The sequence below is a fragment of the Lysinibacillus sp. G1-3 genome, from assembly GCF_056322905.1.
Genome location: NZ_JBWHYQ010000011.1, coordinates 122,767 through 137,917, shown reverse-complemented (window position 1 = coordinate 137,917; position 15,151 = coordinate 122,767). Strand labels below are relative to the sequence as shown.

Genomic DNA, 15,151 nt, shown 5'->3' with positions numbered 1-15,151 from the left:
ATAAAGATGGGGAACTTCTGTACCTATCGCTACACTTCGGTAAGAAATTCTTTGCTGAAAGAAGGTAAGTTAACCATTTGCGAATGTGTACAAAATAAGGCTCATCGCTATAGTGAGTGGTTGATTTCCGTTCCGGCTGGGCGCTTTCCTAGGGGCGTCCGATGAGCCGCTTCACTGCGCTCCAGGGGCTCGGGCCAACAGATGTCTTTTGCGCGAAAGCGTGAGTGCAACGTAGCGGCAGCAGCAGGTTTTGGTTTTGTTTGTGCGAAAGCGCAGCGACAGCAACAGCACGATGTTGGTCACGAAGGCGTTATCACAGGAAGTGATATTAGACTTCGTTCCTCGATTGTAATTCCAGAGGAGTCGCCCAGCCTTCACTCCAATCAACCTATATATCGCATACGTTTTAGCAAATGCCATCCTACTCCTGGTGATGAGCCAAAAATAATGTTTCTCAAAATTTTGACACTCTGCGTTTAGTTCTATTCTTTATTGAAGTATCATCCACCCAAATCTAAAAATTGGGTAGGATGGTTCCGTGACCTTTCACTAATAACATCCATACATATAGATAGATTAATTCTAGCCACAATCTAATTAATTTTATCAAACTCATTGGACTATCGCTAGCGCATCTTTTATAATAATAAAGAAGATAGAAAGGGGTAAGAAATTTTGTTAAACATACTTATCACAATCGGTGTTATTTTAGTAGTCGTAATTGCATATATCGGCATAAATGCCCTACGATTAAAAAAAGCCGTAACAAACCTAACACAAGAACAATTTATTGAAGGTTATCGTAAAGCGCAGCTTATCGACGTACGTGAGCAAAAAGAATTTGATGCAGGTCACATTCTTGGTGCACGTAATGTTCCTTCAACAACTCTACGTCAACGTCACAAAGAAATCCGCCCAGATTTACCAGTATATTTATACTGTCAAAATACAGGCCGTAGCGCACGTGCTGCTCTATTTCTAAAAAAACGTGGCTACAACCAAATTTACCAACTTCAAGGTGGCTTCCGTACTTGGACAGGTAAAATAAAGTCTAAAAAATAATTTCAAAAAATCGTTAAGGCATAAGTGACTACATAAATAAATATACTCGCGAAATCTAAGTAAATTTATTTATATATACCTATCTCACTTTGTTTTAAACAGAAAGAAACCATCTCAAATGACTATGAGATGGTTTACTTTTTGCAAAAAATTCTGAGTTTCTACTATATTATATTTATTGTTTAACGTCTGACAACTTTTTGAACAGAAACAAGTAGAGTATGAGGCAATATACTGCTTACATCACATTCAACTTCCTTTACCAAAATTCTAACTGCTTCCCTCACTCGTCCCTCGCCTTTTTAACCCTTTATACCAAACATTAAATATTATCCATATTTTAACGTATGTCTAAAAATACTATTTTTCGTATAATTTTTACCTAGACGAACTCCAATCTTCTTTTTTTCTGCAAAAGACTGAAATTTCCCCTTGAATAATTATGGTAGCACTGATAGGATGTATAATATCTTAAAATAATGTCATCAAGACATACAATACAAGCTATGAATGCTATGGATAAAACTATAGCAGGAGCAGTTCTGGAGAGAGCGCATTTTGCGTCGCCGAAGGGTTCACTATCTCAGGCAAAAGGACAGAGGAGTAATATTAACTTTCATCATGAAAGCTATACCACACGAATGTTTTCTTTTTTACATACAACATTCGCGATTGGTATTTGTTATTCTGTCGTTTACGAGACTAGTGTCACTACTAGTCTCTTTTTTATTTCCAGTCATAGTTTTTACGTATCTTTGAGGGGGAGCAACGTGGAACAACAACAACAATTAAAACGTGAATTAAAAAATCGCCATGTGCAGCTCATTGCGATTGGCGGAACAATCGGTACTGGTTTATTTTTAGGCTCCGGAAAAGCCATTGCTTTAGCAGGACCTTCCATCATCTTCGCCTATCTAATAGTCGGAACCGCCTTATTTTTCGTCATGCGGGCTTTAGGTGAACTGTTATTATCGAATGCTGGCTATACATCCTTTACTGATTTTGCATCCGAATACATAGGACCTTGGGCAGGTTACATTACCGGCTGGACATACTGGTTCTGCTGGATTATGACCGCTATGGCAGATATTATCGCTGTCGGCGTTTATGTACAATATTGGTTTGATATACCACAATGGGTGCCTGCAATTGGCTGTTTAGTCCTATTGCTAATGTTGAATCTATTAACTGTAAAACTATTTGGCGAACTAGAATTTTGGTTTGCACTAATAAAAGTCATTACTATTGTGGTACTGATCGCGATCGGACTATTCATGTTATTTACAGGCTTTCAAACAAGCTCTGGCACAGTTTCTGTTGAAAATCTTTGGGCATATGGCGGGTTATTCCCGAATGGCCTACATGGGTTCTTAATGGCATTCCAAATGGTAGTTTTCGCTTTTGTTGGTGTCGAGCTAGTGGGGGTTTCTGCTGCTGAAACGGCCGATCCTAAAAAAAATATACCTTCTGCCATTAACAAAATTCCATTACGCATTTTATTATTCTACGTAGGGGCGTTATTTGTTATTTTATGCATTAATCCTTGGCATGAAATGTCTGCCTCTAGTAGTCCATTTGTACAAGTATTTACACTAGCCGGTATTCCAATTGCTGCAGGGATTATTAATTTTGTCGTTCTAACATCTGCTGCTTCGGCTGGAAATAGTGGTTTATTTTCTACAAGCCGCATGCTCTTTAATCTTGGAAACAACAAGCAAGCTTCGCCATCGTTTGCAAAGCTCAATAAAAACAGTGTACCAAGCAACGCACTTATTGTGTCGGCAATTGTAGTATCTGTTGGTGCATTACTAAGTAAATTAATGCCTGAAAACGCCTTTAGTGTTGTGACAACGATTAGTGCCATTTGCTTTATCTGGGTATGGAGTATTATATTAATCTCTCATATCATCTATAAACGTAAAAATCGTGCACTTCATGAAGCATCAATTTTCAAGGCACCTTTCACTCCGTTCGTGAACTATTTAGTACTTGCCTTCTTTGCATTTTTATTAGTAGTGATGTTCATTTCAGAAGCAACTCGTACCGCATTACTATTGACACCAATTTGGTTTATATTGCTGCTGATTCTTTATAAGAAAAAAAGAAAGTAATACGCTAAATTATATTGTCCTGGATAGTGACACTTTAAGCAAAGTGAAGCTATTCAGGGCTTTTTTATTGCAAATTAACGGTATACTCTTGGCGGAGCGGATGTTTAGAAATCCGCTGAAGGAAGTAAAAAAAGATGACTCCATATTAGAAGTCATCTTTCTTTATTTGATTAAAAAATATTCATATTCCATTCGGTAGCGATATGCTTAAGTAAATTCACGCCAGCTACGCTGTTCCCAATGTCATCAATTGCTGGTCCATATATGCCAATACCGCACCCAGCAGGGAAAGGTGAATCTAAGCCTGCATGACTTGGCACAGCCGCCAAAATCGCTCCGGAAACACCACTTTTAGCGGGTAACCCAATAAATGCAGCAAATTTACCAGAAGCATTATACATACCACAAGTAACCATCAATGCTTTTGCTAATTTTGCTACTTGCTTAGGAAAAAGTTGTGTTTTTGTTAGAGGATGATAGCCATCATTGGCGATTACTAAACCAATCATCGCTAAATCTGAAACATTTACTTCAATCGCACATTGTTTTAAATAAACTTCCAATGCTTCCTCTACAGGACAGTCTAAAAAGCCAGAATCCATTAAATAATAGGCTAATGATCGATTTCGATTTGCCGTTTGCCACTCAGATTGATAAACCTCCTCATTCACCTTTAATTTCTTGCCAATCATTTGCTCTAAAAAACAAAGGATTTTTGAAACCTTCTCTTGTGGAGAGTTTCCGTCAAGCATAGAGGATACTGTAATGGCTCCGGCATTAATCATTGGATTAAAAGGTTTTCCAGGCTGATGGCTTTCTAGACGAATGATTGAATTGAAGGTGTCACCTGTGGGTTCAACATCAACTCGTTCTAAAACATAAGGTAATCCTCGTTCCATACACGCTAAAATAAATGTAACGACCTTTGAAACACTTTGCAGCGTAAATAGTTCAGTTGTCTCTCCGGCTTTCATTTCGTCATTATTAGTACCGATAATCGATATCGCTAATTGGTTTGGATCTTTTTCAGCTAAAGCAGGAATATAACTTGCGCATTGCCCCTCTTTAGCAAAAGGGCGAAACTGTTCCACCCATTCTGCCGCAAGTTGATTATTTTTATGATTGTTATGTTCTGTCGGCATTTTGTAATCTCCTTTCAAAAAAAACGGCATTTTACGCCATAACTACTCAATAAGTACACTTAACTAAGTAAAACTTAATAATAGGCAAAAACAGAGCCTCCATAGTTTACCCTATGAAGACTCTTTTTGGTATACTTTTATCAATTATGCCTCGACATAATTGCGTCCGGCTTGCGAATGGATACCCTCTGAAAAGCAGCTTATATCCGCATTCATCTCATAACCTATAGAGGTGGGAGACTTCTGAAGCTGACACTTTGCTTTCATTTGCTGAAAGAAGTTAAAATTTTGGAGGCATTGTACCTTCTGGAATTAGTGACACATAAGTCTCCCCGTCTAGACGTTCTTTCCATTCTTTTTTAGCTTCTTCAATAAGTGATGGATTATCAATTAGATCGACAGCAGTGCAAGCCATTATTTTTGCTGCCTGTAACATCCCCTTATGTGCTATTGGCATAACACCCTGTGATACAACCTGCCAAGTATGAAGTGGTGTACCTAGTGCCATACATACAGTTGTACATTGAACAGTTGGGACATTCCAGCTTACATCTCCAACGTCCGTTGATCCACCTAATATAAATTCAGGTAGGACACTTGGAATGTGGTCAGCAATAACTTTACCTTGTAACTGCACAGCATCATCTTTTTTTAGACCTACTAATGCTGATGCCTGAATTTCAGGCGTAAATGTATTAAAAATAGCTTGGGCATGCTGTTCATCTTCTCTCGTATAAGTAGGCATTCCTAGATTAATTATTTGTTTTTGCATCGCATCATAAAGTGTTTTATTTGGAATAAGATTGGACGCTGCTCCCTCAAAGGCGATTTCTAACGATGTTTCAGTCATCAATGTTGCACCTTTAGCAATATTTTCAACACGTTGATAAATCTCTTGTACTTGATGCTTTTTAGGTGCTCTGATTAAGTATGTCACCTCTGCATACGGTTGAACGACATTTGGAGATGATCCTCCTGTGTTTGTAACCGCATAATGCACACGCGCTTCTGGAATGATATGTTCACGTAAATAGTTTACCCCAACATTCATAAGTTCAACTGCATCTAATGCACTCCGTCCCAAATGTGGCGCTGCTGCTGCATGTGCACTTTTTCCCGTAAACTTAAACGTAACTGCATAGTTTGCTAGGGAGCTGCAAGTCATTACAGTTGTAAAAGTACCAGGATGCCAAGATATAGCAATATCGACATCATCAAAAATACCAGCCTTCGCCATATAAGCTTTCCCTGAACCATTCTCCTCCGCTGGGCAACCGTAGAAACGAATTGTCGCCGATTGATTATTTTGCTCTAAATAATCTTTCACCGCAACAGCCGCGGAGAACGCTCCTGTACCTAATAAGTTATGCCCACAACCATGGCCACTTCCTCCGTCCTCTAATGGTTCGAAATTAGTAGCCCCTCCTTTTTGACTCAATCCAGGCAGTGCATCATATTCACCGAGAAAGGCAATAACCGGCTTTCCAGATCCATACGTTCCTACTAGTGCTGTATCAAGTCCTGCAATGCCAAGTTCTGTTGCAAAGCCCTCTTCTTCTAAAGCTGCCTTCATATATTGAACAGATTTCTTTTCTTGAAAGTGAAGTTCAGGTACTGCCCAAATAGCATCACTTACTTGAATACTAGCATCCCTTTTTGACTCGATTAATGAAGAAATTTTTTCATGTACACTCATCTTTTTATACCCCCTATTATGAATTCAAAAGACTTCCTTTTTGATCATTTAACGTTAGAAGCGAAATAATACAAATAACTGCAAATCCAATTAACATCCAAAATGCTACATCGAACGAACCGTTAAAAGCATCTACCATAAAGCCGATTGCCATTGGCGTTACAAATCCAGCTAATTGCCCGCCTGTATTAGCAACTCCCATTGCAGAACCTGTAATAGAAGAAGGTAATTTCTTTAACACAATGGCAGGTAGTAATGTAATAACAAATGCAATAAATAAAGTAACGACCGTTTGATAAGCAATAAACATCGTTACCGACTCTGCTGTAAACATGAAGTACAATAAAATACCAATTACTCCACATGAAATTGACCCTAAGATTTTATCCATTCCTCGTGGTAACTTATCAATGAGATAACCACTACCATAAATACCGATAATAGTAGTGATAGCTGGAATTGTTTGCGCCCAACCAATCGACATTAAATCGAGTCCTCGATTTTTTTGAAGATATGTTGGAATCCAAGAAACTAATCCCCAGTTCACCGCATAAATACAGAAATAAGCAATCATTAAATTCCACATAAGCGGTGTCTTAAAAAGTTCCTTAAAGTTTACTTTCGTAGAAGTATTTTCTTTACCATGACTACTTTCCACTACTTCCTCTTGTGGAAGTTTGATATATTTCCAATATAAAAATGCAATAATGGCTCCGATTGCACCAATTACAACAAACATCGTACGCCAGCCAATTGTTCCTAATAAATAAGCTGCGAGTAAAGGGACGATTAATGAAACAATACCTCCAGAGGAAAGCATAATTGACATTGCTCGTCCTCGTTCTTCCCTCGGAAAAATCGTTGCAATAATTTTAGAGCTCGATGGTTGGAACCCACCTTCCCCAATACCAAATAAAAATCGAATGATAATCATCGCAACTAAAGACCAAGCTATTGCCGTTAAACCTGTGAATATCGACCACATGATTACTGAAAAAAGTAAGATTTTTTTAGCGCCAAATTTATCAGCCAACCAACCGCCAGGTATTTGCATAATTGCATAGCCTAAAAAGAAAGCGCTTAAAATAATTCCAGTAGAAGAAGCATCTAAATTTAAATCACCCGTAATCGATACTACTGCATAGTTCATGATGTAACGATCTAGATTCCCTAATGACCAACCTAAAAATAAAAGTGCAAGGATTAAATTTCTGGATTTTTTGGTTACTGCATTCGTTGTCATTACTATCCCTCCCATGTTTAAACTGATTTGCTGCAATTGATAGTATTAAAGGAAAACGACATTCAGTTACTCGAATATTGCGACAACTAAAACTCTTATTCTTCCATATCGATATCTTTTGCAACTTTTCTATACTATTTTTCATCTCTCCCTATTTATTAAAATCGGCTTGTGTATATAGCGACACTTTCGTTATATATTCGTATAATAATCGACTTTTTATGAATTGACAATATTATTTTGAAAATTTCTAATAGATAATCGCATAAAAAATGGTGTCAAACATACGTCATAGAAACTTGGAAACCGTTGATTTATCTACACTTTTAAACATTTATCGAAAACAAATAATAACTAAAAAAATTCTGTATTTTTCTATTTGCGAAAATTTCCGCCAAACAAAAAATGCCCTAATAACCATTCATTGGTTTAGGACATTTTATATTTCATATGCTTGACCTACATCACAAGCTGGTATATTTTTATTGGTCTACCACGTGTATGCTGTAATTCTTCTCCACAAATTTCCGCTAAACCTACACTACATAAATCAGCCACGATGCGCTGTGCATTTCTTTCACTCATTTGAAGCTGTGCGGCTAAATCCTTTGTCGTAAAATGCTTCCAACTCATTTTTTGAACTAGCGCTTGTATTCTTGTATAGTTTTTAATGCTAACATTGCTTTTTTTTAATTTTTCAAGGATAGTAGGATCCTCAGCTCGATAGGAATATGTTAGCTCCTCGCTATTTCCGACAGATTCAATCATTGTACCATCATCTTGAATCATGACAATATCAATCGATTCATGTTCTTTCGTTTGACGTAAAGCCCTATGCGCATTTAATTCGGCATTAAATACCGTTTGTGCAAAGCCTATTCCTGCTGTAACCTTTGCCTCCATTTCAATGGACAACTGGTACATTTTTTCCTTGATGAATTGAATCTGCCCTTCGATTGCTCCCCTAGTACTGAAAATAGTATATCTCCCATTCCCTTCCTCTATTAAGGAGCCATCAATCTGTTCACATAATTGCAGTAAGTTTTCCTTCATGCGCAATTCTAAATATTGAATTCGATATCCTTGTTTCATTCTTTCCTTCAATGAATCAAATTCTTTTATTTCGAGCATGACAGCACCAATTTGCGTTTCTTTATAATACGAAGTTTTAATTTTTTCGGTAAATAGCTGAACGGTATGGTAAATTTCTGTTTTTGTAGGCGACACCCAATAAGAGGGAACCCCTCTCTTTTTCAGCTCTTCATCGACAGATGGGTAACATGTGATCGCAAAATCGATATTCCCCTTCAGCCATAGGTCATAATGGAAATCAAATAATTCTTTCGGATCAATAGCCACATCAAATTCCTTTACATACATGTTCCTTACATTCTTCTCGATCTCCACCAACCCTTCTGATGCCATTTGTGCAGGTGACGAGATAATATCAATACTGACATTCTCAATAACCTTCCCCATTTTATAGGACTGCTCAAAAAAGCCTTTGTAAATGGCCGCCTCAGAAAAGATGATATGTGCCAGCTTATCCTGTGAGACACTTGTCTGACTAGCAATTTTAAAAGGTATGTATCCCGAAAATAGCCAAAAATCAACATCTTGATTGTAGGTTTCCACCAGATGTTTCGTTTCTGTAGCAATCGAATAAATATATGGAATAAATTCCATATCCTCTTCGATTTCATGTGCTAATTCGATAATTTTTTCTACGGATTTTATTGGGCCAACAACACCTATTTTATACATCTTTAGTTCCTACCTTCTATGTCAAACTACTTTTGTTATGACAAAAAATTCTCAATTATTATGCAGATTAACTATAAATAGTATATCTAAGAATTGATATTCTACACAAATAAAAAAGATACATTTAACCAGTACCTTTTTCTACCGAAGAACAATTATATCTATGAAATTAATGGTTATTTTTGTATAATGTATAGTTTTTGCGCAAAACGAGAGGTTGATTTCCGTTCCGACCGGGCGCTTTTCTGGGGGCGTCCGATGAAACGCTTATCCCCTAGGAGTCGACCGGCCTCCACTCCAATCAAACACTCCACATAGCATGTATATTCTTACATTTCACTCTAATTTATATGTTTAGTATTGTATCTAAATAAAAGCTAAGCGTCGAAGAAAGCAACTCGACGTCTGCTCATATTAAAGCGAGTAATCCAAGACTGAAATCCCTCTCATTTAAATTGCAGTTTTCCTTGACCATTTTGTTTTCTACAACATGAAAACCCCGAATAATATCGTTATTCGGGGTTTAGGCTTAAACAGTTTTATAAATCATTTGCATACATTTTCTTATATAAAATTTCTAATTTTTTTGAGAGCTTACCATAGGCAGTTTGCCAAGTTTTACGAGCCGCTTCATTTTCTTCTGTAGAAGGCACATAAAGAGCATGTACATCAGCTACCTTTTTCAAATCACTCTCAGCCTGAGTTAGCTTAGAATAATTTTTTACGACGCTCTTTTCAGAAGAACTAAGACCATCATATGCTGTTCGGATTTCTTTTACTTTCGTTTCCAATTCATCAATATATTCACCATTTACAATCAGTGAATTAATGGATTCAACCAATTTCAAAGCACTTTCATTAGACTGTTGTTGACCTTGATCTTTATCAATAATGGATTGTCGTATTTCTGGACTAATTAAACTCATTTGTTTTGAAGTTAGCTTATTAAAAGCTTTAATAACAGTTGTTGGGTTACTAGTAAATGATTTTTCATACGTCTTCATAAATGATTCTACTTTTTTCACATCGGAAACCGCTGTTGTTAAAATCGACGCATTCGTAATACGTTTTTTATCACTAGAGCTTAGCTTTTTATATTGAGTTGAAAGCTCATTAATCTTTTCTATTGATACAGTATACGAATCATTTGAGACCATTTTTGCAATTTCATTATTTAATGATGTGACATCTGGTGCGTCTTCTAGACGATTATTGAGCAAATCTTCATATTGCTGTTTGGCTAAATGCTGTTGATTTGCTGGTAGCTTTGCATATGCAGTTTGTACGGTTTGAATTTTTTTTGCTTGTTTCGTTGCATCGGTTTCTTGTCGTGCAGTTTGTACTTTTTTATGGAATGACTTAACACCAGAAAGATCTTTACTCGCAGCTGTTAATAAATAATAGTTTGTAACATACTTTCGCCCACCTGAAGATAGGTTTTTATATTTTGTTGTTGCTGCATTTACAGCACTTTCGAATTGTGTAAATGTATATTTCGTTACATTAGCAAGCTTCTCAACTTCGGCTTTTAAAGCCAATGCAGCCGCTTTATCAGCAGGTTCCTTACCATTTAAATCAACTGTAATAGTCGGTGTATTTAATAAAAAATCGTTTGCGTTATAAACAAGTGACTGTTGTAAACTAGTTAACTTATTATAAGCTTTCAATACATTTGTGTAGTTCGTTTTTAACTTACTCTCAGCAACCCCTGGCGTTTCTGAAAGCTTTTGATAAGCGTCCATGTCCTTAATAATTTTTTCAGCTGCTTTAAAATCCTTTTGTAAAGTTATCAAGCTATTATATCCGACAATTTTAGCCGCTGAATTTTTCGTTAAACCCTTATATTCATTAATAATACGGTTTACATTATTGACATGTCCTTGCCAAGAATCTTTTGATGGATCTATCGGGTAACTGTCATCCACATCGCCGACATAACTATCAATCTCTCTATTTAAGCTGTCTATTTGACTGTTTTCTGCGTTTTCAGCTTTAAGTAATGTATTCATATATTTTTCTGGTACAAGCTTAAGTTGTTTATAAGTTAACTTTTCAAAAGCCGTACGTATAGATTTTGCTGTAGTCACCTGTTTGCTAGGTGAATCTTTTTCTGACAACTTATCGAAAAGTTTAATAAATTGTTCAACCTTTTTAATATCCGACTTAGCATCACTTAAAATCGATTGATTTTGAACTGTTGCTCGGTAATTTTGAGATAATTTTGCTATATCCTTTTCAATTGTTTCTATTGCTGATTGTAAAGATTCTATGCTAGTAGGTACATACGTAACAAAAGAACTTTTATAGTCTAATAATGCTACAATTGCCTGATTTAGTCTTCTAACTTCTTTAAATTCATCGATATCTGTCGGATCTTTCAAAATGTTTTTAATGCTATTGTATAAGGCATCATTTAAATCTAAGCTACGTTGTAATAAATCAAACTTATCATAGGCCTCTTCAATTTCTTTTAAATATTTTGACAGATCTTTTTCATTAACTTCATTAACCTTATCTACTTTCTCATTTAACTTGCTTATTAAATCTACATCTGCAGTCGCTCTCTTTAATACATCATAATTTTTCACATTCGCCTTTGCTGCAGCAGATAGTCCCTGATATTTACTTTCTAATTCCGTTACTTTTGCCTTAAAAGATTCTAAACTTGTTACATTATATTTGTTGTCATTTATTAATAAAGTTTTAATTTCTTCAATCATTGAATCGGATGGTTCATTAGATATTGTTATCACATCAGACTCAACAGATTCTACCAAAGAAGTTCCTACCTTTGCCTGTACTTTGACCATGATATCTGTAATGCCATCTGTTAAAGCATTATTAGGAATTTTATATGTGTCCTTAGTAGCACCATCAATTATTGTGAAGGATTCACCAACTTTATAAAACCATTGATAGCTGTATGTAATTTGATTGCTTTGTAATTTCGCCCCAGCATCATCGGTTACAATTGCTCCTCCTACTTGTACCGATTCACCAGGTACTGCATAATTTGAACTACTATCAATTCTTGGTTTAGTTATTGAAAGTTTTAGTTCATTAATCGAAAGGGGTTCACTCTTATACTTATCGTCTTTTGTTGTAGTCGCTTCCACGAAAACTGCTTTGCCTGCCGCTTCTACTGGTACTGTAAATGACGCTGTTGTGGCACCTGAGATTGGTTTATTCGTTGAATCCTTAGAACTATCTACATAGTACCATTGATAACCTTTTACAATTGAGTTTGCTGGTAAGTTTTCGATAGATGCTTTTAACGTTTCATTTACTGTATTCTTCCCTGTGACTGTAACTGTATCAGCTCCCGCAGCCCCTGCGACTGTTGGTACAAATAGAGCTGCCGGAATAGCGGCTGCTGTGAAAAGTAATTTTTTATTCAAATTTCCATACCTCCTCTATCATCTATTGGATTATATCGGCTACATTCTTAATAATTTTCTTTATTTTAAAGATTAATTCTAAAAAGTGTACTTCCTCCCTATTCCAAAACAGAAAATAATACTATTTTGATTTTAAATTGATTTTTACACTATTTATCTCGCTCTATATATATTTTTACACAAAACGACATTCACTTGAATTCATGAGCTAAATACGACTAAATAAAAGACGTCATCAAATATTACTGAGAATTAAGTGAATAATGACTGCTTTATCATCTTGCAAAGAGGAGATTTCCACAAACTATAACGACATACAAAAAACGGGGTATTTGTTAATGGAAATGTTGTACCTCAAAGCAAAAACCTCCTAATCTTTTCGTACTGTGAATTCTACACAATACGAAAAGATTAGGAGGTATGAAAAAAGTTCATCTCTTTCTTTCTATTCATCGATTATCCTCTACTCTGAGCCGGCCTTCTATGATAAGTCTCGTAGTCATAGGAATGTGGTTGATTCCCTTCAATTACTTTAATTCGAATGGACATTCCTTCTCCTACATCAGTATTGATAGAAAACTGACCATTAAATGCTTGTACTCTATCTTGCATTCCCCTAATTCCCATTGAATCAGCAAGAATGATTTCTTCTATTTTACATCCTACACCATCATCAGAATAATTGATTTCAAAACCATCTTCTGTTTCTAATAGGTGAATTTCTACAGTATTGGCATGAGAATGTTTTAATGCATTGTTTAATAATTCCTGGAAAAGTCGATAAATCATTAAGTTTAAACGCTCATCCTCTAAATATAGACGATCAATTGTGTAAATTAAAACAAAATCAGCACGCTTATGAACTTTTTGTATAAGCTTCTCAAGCGCAGCATTTAAGCCTAATGTATCTAATAATGGCGGCTTCAGATTTTCACAGTAGCCTCTTAAATCATTTAAAGATGTAATCATATGTTCATGAATCTTAGCAAGTCCCGATTGAATATCCGCCTTTTTCTTCGCGTGGATAAATACATCCATCTCCCTAGCAATATGGAGTTGCTCTTGTAAAACCGTATCATGAAGCTCTTGTGCTAATTGATATTTTTCTTGTTCAAACCGTAGCCAAAGTAGTTTATTAAGCCACGGTAACTGACTTTTATCAGCCTCTTTCATATGCTTTAACTGCTCTAATAGATCTTCCACCATTTTCGTATTTTCAATAAAATTATTTACATATAAAAGCAATAATTCAAGCCATAATAATTCCTCATCCTTTAGATGAATAGATTTATAGTGGTCTACGACTAGTATTCTTTTATAATTCATATCTTGGTGGATAAAAGCAATATAAAAATGCTCTGTCTTCTTTATTTCTCCCAAGCGGAGTTGCTCAAACTCTATTTCGTTCATTTGATTTTGAGTATATTCTTTGGATGTGCTTGTGGAAGTAATTTGATGTGTTTGCAAATTGTAGGTTAGTATGTAAACATGTTTAATCTCAAGGTGTAATGCAATTTCTCGAACAAATTTCTCAAGCAAGTCTTCAATCTTTACGACCCTTCCGATACTATCAACTGTCGTATACAATCGATGGATATAATCCCCTTTTGTTGAAAAAAGAATTTTTCGCTTATGATAATCTATTTTCTCTTTAATGTAGAAAAGTGCTATTAAAGAAAAGAACGTAAAAAAGAAAATTTCCGTCATTCTTGAAATAGACAAATCAGTAAGCCAATAAAGACCCATTAGCAGCCAACTAGTAAAAACAAATGAAAAATTAAAGTAATGGCGTAAACGGGTAATAAAGTACTCCATATCAAATATACGTTCAGTGAGTTGTGTACATATAAAGCCGTATGGGATCAGCATTAAGAATAAAGAGCATGCTTCACCAGGGAGTATGTGCATTTTGAAAATAATTTCCGGTATAGCAAATAAAAAAAGAAATGGTACGAATGGGATAATAATGCTTAATAAAAACACTTTCAATTGAGGGGTTTTATATTTTAAATAGCCTATCCCTAAAATACCTAAAATAATAATTAATAAAATAAAAAATAACAACAGAGTAAATTCAGAGAATAAAGGATTCATAGAGGGATAAAAAATACTAAAAATGCTAAGAAAAGCTATCATTAAAGGTACTAAATATATTGTTTTTAAGTTGTAAATAAATAGCCATTTTAAATGTAAGAATAAAAAATAATTTCTTAAAAAGTGAATTAATAGAACAAGACAAAGAATCATGCTACTTCGATTTACGACAGTTCCAGCACTATCTAGCATTCCAGATGCACCAATACTAACATAAGCCAAAGATACTGTAAGAATAAACAAAATCAGTAAATTTATCAAACTCGATTTCTTTTGCTTATAATATAAGAAGATAGAAATAATTAGACTTAATACGTAAAAACATGCCGGTAAAATCAATATATATAAAACCTGTTCAGGAATGTCCAATGCGTTTATTTGTATATGGAGTAACTGCCCGTCTTGATTTACCAACGTTAACCCTTTAGCGACCCTAATAATAGGATCATATATTATATTTTCATCAATATTTTCGCCATCAACTTCTACTATAATATCCCCTGTTGAAATTCCTTGCGAATCTGCCCATCCCTTAGAATATGGTTCATTTACTAACCATTGTCCATTCGCTTCTTTTAACTTAATTCCCAAAAAAGGCGTGCTATAAGTAACATAAAGTAAATAGCATCCCAATATGAGAT

Annotated in this window: 9 protein-coding genes and 1 riboswitch; of the genes, 3 read left to right on the top strand and 6 right to left on the bottom strand. The window is 35.4% G+C overall.

What is annotated here, in order from left to right; all coding sequences use genetic code 11:
• Positions 1–201: 201 nt before the first annotated feature.
• From ACVYAD_RS13585 to ACVYAD_RS13575, 3 genes are all read left to right on the top strand, one after another.
• Positions 202–480 (top strand): hypothetical protein, encoded by a 279-nt coding sequence (locus ACVYAD_RS13585; protein WP_476426805.1) that lies wholly within the window; start codon positions 202–204, stop codon positions 478–480.
• Positions 481–675: 195 nt separating this feature from the next.
• Entirely contained in the window at positions 676–1,062 is a 387-nt protein-coding gene (locus ACVYAD_RS13580; protein WP_079562970.1) for a rhodanese-like domain-containing protein, read from the top strand.
• A gap of 532 nt (positions 1,063–1,594) precedes the next feature.
• A riboswitch (glycine riboswitch) is annotated at positions 1,595–1,671 on the top strand.
• 161 nt (positions 1,672–1,832) lie between these two features.
• The gene (locus ACVYAD_RS13575) at positions 1,833–3,173 is read left to right on the top strand and encodes an amino acid permease (RefSeq protein WP_476426804.1); all 1,341 of its coding nucleotides are present in this window, start codon (positions 1,833–1,835) and stop codon (positions 3,171–3,173) included.
• A gap of 170 nt (positions 3,174–3,343) precedes the next feature.
• On the opposite strand, the gene ACVYAD_RS13570 is transcribed toward ACVYAD_RS13575, so the two are convergent.
• From ACVYAD_RS13570 to ACVYAD_RS13545, 6 genes are all read right to left on the bottom strand, one after another.
• Positions 3,344–4,315 carry a glutaminase gene (locus tag ACVYAD_RS13570; protein ID WP_476426803.1) on the bottom strand — a complete coding sequence of 324 codons (972 nt, stop codon included), beginning with the start codon at positions 4,313–4,315 and terminating at the stop codon, positions 3,344–3,346.
• 280 nt (positions 4,316–4,595) lie between these two features.
• Positions 4,596–6,011 (bottom strand): M20 family metallopeptidase, encoded by a 1,416-nt coding sequence (locus ACVYAD_RS13565; protein WP_476426802.1) that lies wholly within the window; start codon positions 6,009–6,011, stop codon positions 4,596–4,598.
• A 16-nt stretch (positions 6,012–6,027) separates the two neighbouring features.
• Positions 6,028–7,254 carry an MFS transporter gene (locus ACVYAD_RS13560; RefSeq protein ID WP_476426801.1) on the bottom strand — a complete coding sequence of 409 codons (1,227 nt, stop codon included), beginning with the start codon at positions 7,252–7,254 and terminating at the stop codon, positions 6,028–6,030.
• Between the two features lie 459 nt (positions 7,255–7,713).
• Positions 7,714–9,018, bottom strand: a complete 1,305-nt coding sequence (locus ACVYAD_RS13555) for a hypothetical protein (RefSeq protein ID WP_476426800.1) — start codon at positions 9,016–9,018, stop codon at positions 7,714–7,716.
• Positions 9,019–9,557: 539 nt separating this feature from the next.
• Positions 9,558–12,416: a hypothetical protein gene (locus ACVYAD_RS13550; RefSeq protein WP_476426799.1), complete on the bottom strand. Its 2,859-nt coding sequence runs from the start codon at positions 12,414–12,416 to the stop codon at positions 9,558–9,560.
• Between the two features lie 456 nt (positions 12,417–12,872).
• On the bottom strand, positions 12,873–15,101 hold the full coding sequence (locus tag ACVYAD_RS13545; protein WP_476426798.1) for a sensor histidine kinase: 2,229 nt from the start codon (positions 15,099–15,101) through the stop codon (positions 12,873–12,875).
• Positions 15,102–15,151 lie beyond the last annotated feature (50 nt).

Bases quoted from the DNA above. Each gene is read 5' to 3' on its own strand.
- ACVYAD_RS13585 (WP_476426805.1), top strand. From the start codon at position 202: ATGTCTTTTGCGCGAAAGCGTGAGTGCAACGTAGCGGCAGCAGCAGGT.
- ACVYAD_RS13570 (WP_476426803.1), bottom strand. From the start codon at position 4,315: ATGCCGACAGAACATAACAATCATAAAAATAATCAACTTGCGGCAGAA.
- ACVYAD_RS13565 (WP_476426802.1), bottom strand. From the start codon at position 6,011: ATGAGTGTACATGAAAAAATTTCTTCATTAATCGAGTCAAAAAGGGAT.
- ACVYAD_RS13560 (WP_476426801.1), bottom strand. From the start codon at position 7,254: ATGACAACGAATGCAGTAACCAAAAAATCCAGAAATTTAATCCTTGCA.
- ACVYAD_RS13555 (WP_476426800.1), bottom strand. From the start codon at position 9,018: ATGTATAAAATAGGTGTTGTTGGCCCAATAAAATCCGTAGAAAAAATT.